Origin of the sequence: Thioflexithrix psekupsensis (genome assembly GCF_002149925.1) — a bacterium.
GTDB classification, from domain to species: Bacteria; Pseudomonadota; Gammaproteobacteria; order Beggiatoales; family Beggiatoaceae; genus Thioflexithrix; species Thioflexithrix psekupsensis.
The window spans coordinates 23,295-31,052 of the sequence record NZ_MSLT01000013.1 but is presented as its reverse complement, the minus strand read 5'-3'; the positions used below and the strand labels follow the sequence as shown (position 1 = coordinate 31,052).

At 49.1% G+C, this 7,758-nt stretch carries 3 protein-coding genes; all 3 read left to right on the top strand.

All coding sequences use genetic code 11. From position 1 onward, the window contains the following. Positions 1-369: 369 nt before the first annotated feature. The 3 genes from TPSD3_RS17545 to TPSD3_RS10370 are packed head-to-tail and all read left to right on the top strand — an operon-like array spanning position 370 to position 7,675. Entirely contained in the window at positions 370-531 is a 162-nt protein-coding gene (locus TPSD3_RS17545; RefSeq protein WP_176329834.1) for a hypothetical protein, read from the top strand. Beyond that, positions 522-776 (top strand): beta-propeller fold lactonase family protein, encoded by a 255-nt coding sequence (locus TPSD3_RS10375; RefSeq protein WP_176329833.1) that lies wholly within the window; start codon positions 522-524, stop codon positions 774-776. The genes TPSD3_RS17545 and TPSD3_RS10375 overlap by 10 nt, the downstream gene beginning before the upstream one ends. After that, on the top strand, positions 773-7,675 hold the full coding sequence (locus TPSD3_RS10370; RefSeq protein WP_086488482.1) for a beta-propeller fold lactonase family protein: 6,903 nt from the start codon (positions 773-775) through the stop codon (positions 7,673-7,675). The genes TPSD3_RS10375 and TPSD3_RS10370 overlap by 4 nt, the downstream gene beginning before the upstream one ends. Positions 7,676-7,758 lie beyond the last annotated feature (83 nt).

Genomic DNA, 7,758 nt, shown 5'->3' with positions numbered 1-7,758 from the left:
AAGTGTTTAAGTTTAATAAAATTAAACAGTATCTTATACCTAATATCTAGCTAGATATTAAAACTTAATTTGTTTTTATATCTCACATACATTTTGGTAAAGCATAAAACCGTTAAATTCCGCAATATCCAATCCACATTTCTACTCCTGCTAAGAGGGATGTAACCTGTTCTATTTTCCAACGCGAATCTCGCTGTATCTGTCAGTTCTGCAAAGAAGGGGGTGTTTGTGTGTTCTTTTACCGCTTCAGGGCGCAGGGTAACGAGTAAATTCATGATTCCCCATTCATCACGCATAACTTGGGCTTAATTTGCGATATACTAAAGCCAATCAATAGTATGGCTTATCAAGTTAAAGAGAAGGTTAAAAATGCCGCTGCTTCGATCACTGCAACATCCTCTCTGGCGTGGGGCGTGTTTGTCTTATTTTTACTGCTACTGTTTCCTCACGCCCGCGCTCTCGCTGGTCGAAGTGCAACGACAGGCACAAAATGAGGTATTGGGATTAGATGGGGTGCTGCTGTGGCAGTGAGTCCCGATGGACAACACCTTTATGCGGCCAGTGTGGTGTCGAGTGCAGTGGCGGTGTTTAGTCGGGATGTGAACAATGGAAGTTTACAATTCTTACAACATTTCACCAACACAGACATCAGCGACAGTGGTTTAGCGGGAGCCAGTGCGGTTAAAGTCAGTCCCGATGGGAGACATGTTTATGTAGCCAGTCGCACCGATTCGGCCGTGACCGTGTTGACTCGCAACAGCACGACGGATTATTGACTTTAGTCGAAATTCAAAAAGATAACGTCAATCAAGCCACAGGATTAGCTGGAGTCAGTGCCTTGGCCATCAGTCCTGATGGCACACGGGTTTATGCCGCTGGCACGGATGATTCTGCGCTCACGGTGTTTTCTCGCAATGCCGACACGGGCGTATTAACTCCCGTCCTCACGCATGTCAGTGGCGCGAACGGAGTCACGAATTTAGCAGGTATCACGGATGTCGCCGTGATCGATGCAGGCAACGGCAATTGGTATGTTTACACGGCCGCCGTGCAGAGTCATGCGGTTAATTTATTTGTGCGTAACAGTGGCGTGGGTGAATTGGTTTTTGTTGGCAGTTATTCGCAAGGCATGGAAAATATTAGTGATTTACTCGGTGCGGTGGGTTTAGCGGTGAGTCCTGATCGGCGTTTTCTCTACGCCGCGGCCAGTAGTAGCAATGCCATCACGATTTTTTCCATTGACATCGCCACGGGCGCATTAACGCCTGTTAAAAGTATTTTAAATCAAACCCCTGTCAGCGGATTAAGAGCCGTACGCCATGTTTTAGTCTCTCCCGCCGGCGGAGAATTATATGCGACGGGATTTGATGACAATAGTTTAGTTGTCTTCAATAGAAATAGTGAAACAGGCGATTTAACCTTTAAACAAGTCATTAAAAATAATACCAATAATGTCACGTCATTGTCCGGCCCCTTAGGATTAACCACCGCCGCAAACGGACAACAACTTTATACGGCCGCTTTATTTAGTGATGCGATTTCAGTATGGAGTTTGGTATCGGCTGATTTAAGTATAACGGGCAGTGATGATGCGCCCGTAGCGATTAACAGCCCTTTAACTTATCAATTTACGGTCAATAATGCCGGCGGAGACATTGCCACGGCGACCGTTTTCACGCATACCTTGCCCAGTGGTGTCATTTATCAATCGGCCGTGAGCAGTCAAGGCCAATGTAGTCAACAAGCTGGTGTAGTCACGTGTGTGCTGGGCGATGTGGCGGTGAATGGCAGTGTAAACATTGTCGTAAACGTCATGACTCCCGGCGAAGCAGGAACAGGCATTTTATCCAGTACGGCCACAGTCACCAGCACCCAATCCGATCCCAATTCCAGTAATAATCAAGTCACGCTCAATACTGAATTACGCCAAAGTGTGGAAACGGTAGATTTAAAACTGGCTATTTCCCCCAGTGCCAATCCCGCTAATGTGGACAGTGTGTTGATTTATCACGCGGATGTAAGTAATGCAAGTGCGACTACGGCAACGGGAGTGCGTTTCACGGCCACTTTAGATGCCACCGTGCGTTATGACGCGGTGAATAGTGATTCTCGCTGTCAATTGGCCGGGCAACAATTGACTTGTATTTTATCTGACATGGCTGGCGGCGCGAGTACACGGATTAATATTCAAGTCACCACGCCCGCGACTCCCAGCACCTTATCCTTTTCCGCTCAAGTCACTTCGCAACAAAAAGAACTGACTCCCGACGACAATAAGGCCAATGTGCCGGTGAATGTGGCTGTGTTAGTCTTTGATTTGGCGATCATTGACGCAATCGGCGAGCCGATTTCTGCACCTGTGAATACGCCTGTGAATTATAATGTGCAGATCAGCAATGTAGCGGGGACTCCGGCCAATAATGCCGTACTCAATGTGACTTTACCGACTGAAGTGCGTTATGTGGGATCAACGGGGGCGTGCCGTGCTTCAAGTACAGCCAGCCATGAAATTAGTTGTAATTTAAGTTTATTAGACCCGGTCGCCTCACCAAGTACCCATTTACAAATTCAAACCCTGAGTTTTTTACCGAATGATCAAGCCGAAGCGCGTTTTTCTGTCACCGCGCCCGGTGTGGACACCAATCAAACCAATAACCAAGCAATCAGTATTGTTAGTATTTCGGGACAAGCGGCCGATGTGGGATTAACCATTGGCAGCAACGCAGATACAGTGGTACAAAATACGGAAGTAACGCTGACTTTTACCTTAAATAACAATGGCCCCGGTGTGGCACATGATATGGTGTTAAATGTGGCCTTGGCAGGCGTGCCGTTTAATTTGAGCGAAGTCAACGCGGCAAATTGTACCCCCGGTGTCCCGTTAAGTTGCACCACGCCCGCGATTAATCCCGGCCAAGCGCAATCTTTCACCATTAAACTGGTGCCGACGGCATTAGGTACGTTGAACGTATCGGCGCAAGCAGTGGGTTCAACTTTCGATCCGAATTTGCCCAACCAAGCCAGTAAAGAAATTGCCGTGTCCGCGCCAACCAGCGATGTTGCGGTGATTTTGAGCAGCACACCCAATGCGGTGTTAGTCGGCCAAACGTTGAATTATCTCGCTACGGTGAGCAATCAAGGCCCCAGCCCGGCCAGTGGCGTAGTCTATCAACAGCAATTGCCGGCGGGAGTGACTTTTGTCTCGGCCGAATCCTCGCGCCAAACTGCGCCTTGTACGGAAAATGCGGGATTAGTGCGTTGCGAATTGGGGCCGTTGGCACGCGATGAATCGGCTACGGTGGTGGTGAAAATAACTCCGACCACGGCCGGAATGCTCTCCACTGAAGCCACCCTCAGCAGTCAAACCTTAGACACTTTATTAGAAAATAATACTGCAAAATTAGAGACTTCCGTTGCACTGACGACAGCCAATGTCGGCTTAACTCTAAGCAGTGAAGACACCCAAGTGTTAGTGGAAGATGTGTTGACTTATCGTATTTTATTAAACAACGCCGGCCCACACACGGCCACAGGCGCACAAGTCACTTTGCAATTACCGGCCGCGGTGTCATTTCTAAATTATCAGATCGTGCCAGACAGTGCAGGAACATGTCAGCATACGCTGGGCGTGGTCACGTGTACTTTGCCAAGTATTCCTGTTGCGGGCGATCCCTTGTTTATTGACATCGCCACCAGTGTATTAAGCATTGGGGAATTACTCGCTCAAGCGACGGTTTTCGCTTTAGAACACGATAATGATGAAACGAATAACCAAGCACAACTCCGTATTCAAGCGGCTTTACCGGCCACTTTATCTTATGTGGACGCGGTGATCGACGGGGTTAATGGCGTACAAGGTTTAAAACAAGTTTACGATGTGGCCGTGAGTCCCGATGGACAACATCTTTATGCGGCCAGTTTTGGCAGTCATGCGGTGGTGGTGTTTCAACGAGAAGCGACTACGGGACGCTTGAGTTTTGTGCAACAACTCAGTGCCACACAAGGCGGCGTGAATGGATTACTCGGCGCGGCCGGATTGACGATCACCCCTGATGGCGCACATGTTTACGTGACAGGATTCGCGGATAACAGTGTCGTGGCTTTTGCGCGTAATGCCAGCACGGGCTTGTTAAGCGTGGTGGCGCGTTATCAAAACGAAGTCGATGGCATTGCCGGCTTAGGCAGTCCGTTTGGCATTGTGGCTTCAGATACAGCGGTCTATGTGGCTGGAAATAAAGACAATAATATTACCGTTTGGCAACGTAATGCCAGCACGGGCGCATTGACTTTATTTAAAAATGTACAACATACTGCCTTGAATGCCAGTTATGGTTTAACGCTGCGTGCCGATGGACGTTTATTAGCCGTGGCGAATTCAGGCAGTGACAGCGTGGCCTTATTCGCAGTGGATGCCGGTACGGGTGATCTCACACCGCATCAAGTCTTAACCAATAATGTCGCTGGCGTTGCCGGATTGCATCAAGTGCGAGATGTGGCATTTAGTGCCGATGGGCGTTTTTTATACACGGCCAGCGCGGGAGTGGATAATGCCGTAGTCGCTTTTGAACAAAGTGGCGATCAATATCAGTGGTTAGAAGTGTTACGTCAGGGAGTCAATGGGATTGATGGCTTGACCGGCGCGGAAGCGGTTGTGGTGAGTCGTGGTGGGCGTTATGTCTATGTCGCAGGCGCAACAGACAATGCCGTGAGTATTTTTGCGCGCCAAACTGATACGGGACGCTTGCGTTATGTGGAAACTTTACGCGATGGCGTGAATGGAATCAATGGATTAGCGGGCGTTCGGGCCTTAGCGGTGGAATCGTCGGGCGTATTTGTGTATGCCGCGGGTCGTCATGATCAGGCGATAGCGATTTTACGGGTATCAAGTGCGGATGTGGGTTTAACGGTGCAAAAACCCGTTGATCCCGTGCCATTGGGAACGCCGTTGGCGTATGCGTTTACGGTGAGCAATCAAGGGCCTGATCGTGCCACGGGAGTCATTTTCTCTCTAACTTTACCCAATACGGTCACGCTGCAAAGTTTACAAAGCAATCGCGGGGTGTGTGAAACACAAGTGGCCAGTTCAGGGCAAATTCAATGCCGTTTAACCACGTTGGAATCCGGAGAAACGGCACGAATGGATTTACATCTATTAACGGCGACAGCGGGCGAAATCGCTGTGAATGCCGTTGTCAGTGCCAATGAATTAGATGCAAATGTGAGCAATAACCGTACAGAAAGCACAACCGTTGTCGCCGCCACGGCGGAATTGGGTATAACGGCAGTGGTACAGCCTGAAATCGCCAGTTTACATAATCCCTTGACGCTCTCTATTACTCTGAATAATCAAGGCCCTGAAACGGGACAAGGCTTAGTGTTAGACGTGGTTTTGCCGTCGAGTTTAACGCTCAGTGCAGAATTGGCGGAATGTACACGCAATGAGACGAGTTTAGTCTGTACTTTGGGAGAATTAGCGGCGGGAGCCAGTCGTGTGTGGGCGATCAGTTTAACGCCTACGGAAGTGGGTTTGCAACGAATTACAGCCACCTTGAGCAGTCAAACCGTTGATCCCAATGCACAAAATAATCAAGCCATTGTAGAAATGACTGTGGCCGCCAATGTGATTAGTGATACTCGTGATAATTCGGGTCAAATCTTAATGCACCATCGCATTACCCACACGGGCGCAGTGCGCGGGGGAACGATAGGCGGGGATACAGAAAATGAAGGCGTGTTGTACAACGTCACCATTGCAGAAAATGCCCTTGTTCGCGGTGGCGGCCGTTTGTCCCACGAGATTATTAACCGTGGCGTGATTGAAAATGCGCAATTGTTAAGTGATACCGTGGTGACGGGCGGGGTTATGCGTGGTGTCATCTATGGTTTCCCTGCCGCGCCGGCGACCTTGAACGCGGTGCGTATCGCGGCCAACAGTCAAGTGTCACACGTGATTTTGGGCGCGGGAACGGTGGTGGAAACGGGAGTGACTTTAACTTCTGTCTTAATTCGTCCCGGTGTGACTTTAGCCGATGGCGTAATTTTAGGCGCGGGTGTGGTGTTTAGTGAAAATGCCAGCGTGCCGGTGGGCATGGATTTGACGGGACTTTTTCCACATATTACTGATCCATTTACGGGCAGTGTGGCCGTGAATGTCGTTCATGATGTGTTAAGTGTGGGTTCTACGGTGTTAGACGGTTTAAATGCCTTGCCTGATGCGTCGGCACTCGGATTACGTTTTAGTCAACACGCCGTACAAGGAACGCTGATCGGAGAATCGGCTTATGAGCGGTTTAGCGTTTTACCAATTCGCGTGATGCAGGCGACGGCTGAAATGTCTGTGGGGATGGTGACGGAATCGGATGGCACGATGCGTTTTGTCACTGCGGATGGGCGTGTGGTGTTTGCCGTGCCGATTGCCGCCCGCACAGGACAATTACGCGAAAATTTAGCCAATTTGGGGATTCATCAGTTTAATGCCGATGTCCACGGGGTTTATCGAATGCCTTTGGCCGATGGCAGTTTTGCGCTGTTGCGTGCGGATGCGCGTTTGATGGAAAGTACAGCGGATTTGGGTTTAGATGTGATACCCAATTTGGATATTATGGGCGCGCTTGAAGTACGCCATCGTTTTACTGAAAACGGAAAAATCTGGCAACAATCGTTTTTTGCCACGAGTCCTGATTTGTCGGCGTTTACTTCGGCTTTACAAGGTATATCGGGTGTGCAGCGATTGGTGTTTTTAGATAACGGCGTTTTTCTGATTAAAATTAATGAGTTGACTTTTACAGTCGCCTTTGATTATCAAGTGATTCCGGGCGGTGTTGCCAGTGGTGTGACGCAATTATTGCGGGTCTCGGATCGCAATGGCGATGGAGTAGGCGATGTGTTGGTGGTGTATGCGGATGGAATGCAGCAGGTGTTATTCGTCAAGCCATCGCCTGCGTTAGTCGATGCTTTGCAGATGATTCCTGATGTACAAAATCAAGGTTGGTGGGTGACGGCCGCGGAAAAAGGCGTGTTACTTATCCATGAAGATACGCGCTGGCGGCATTTGGAAATTGTAGAAACGGTGCAGTTAGACGAATCGACTCCGGCGCGATTCTCCCCATTGGCGGATGGTACGGTGGAATTTGTCACACAAACGGGCTTATGGGTGCGCACGGTGGCGCGATTACAAGGGGAATCTGTGTTGCAAACGACTTTGTCCGCGCTGAATGCAACGGGAACGTGGCAAGGGGATCGTTGGTGGATTGTGGATGAAAATAATACAGTGGGATTAAGTTTGCGGCCGGGTTTGGACTCTTACGTTGTGCCGTGGGGACAAGGTATTTTTGCGCAAGGTTCGCAATTTTGGGTGATTTTTGATGCGGAAGTGAAACGTCAACAAGCCTTGTATCCCGCGGCGCGTGATGCCGATGCGGTGATGGGTTTATTGCGCAGTATTGCGGGGGCGCAATCTGTGAGTTTACTCGAAACAGGACAAGTCGCTGTGGATTTTGGAAATACGATATGGCGTGGCACTTTTGATTCCGTTTTGCGTCGCACCGGTTTGGCAACGGGCGCGATTCAAGCCGTGTTAATTCCTGATGAAAATGGAGACGGCATGGAAGAAGTGTTATTAACCTATCCTGATGGCTGGCAACAGGTGATGTGGTCGGATGGGGTGGGACTGTAAAAGAATGGGCAAAATACCATTTTTTCGTTCTTTTACAGTTTTTTAGAAGTGGACATTAATAAATCCTTAACATTTATTTTTGT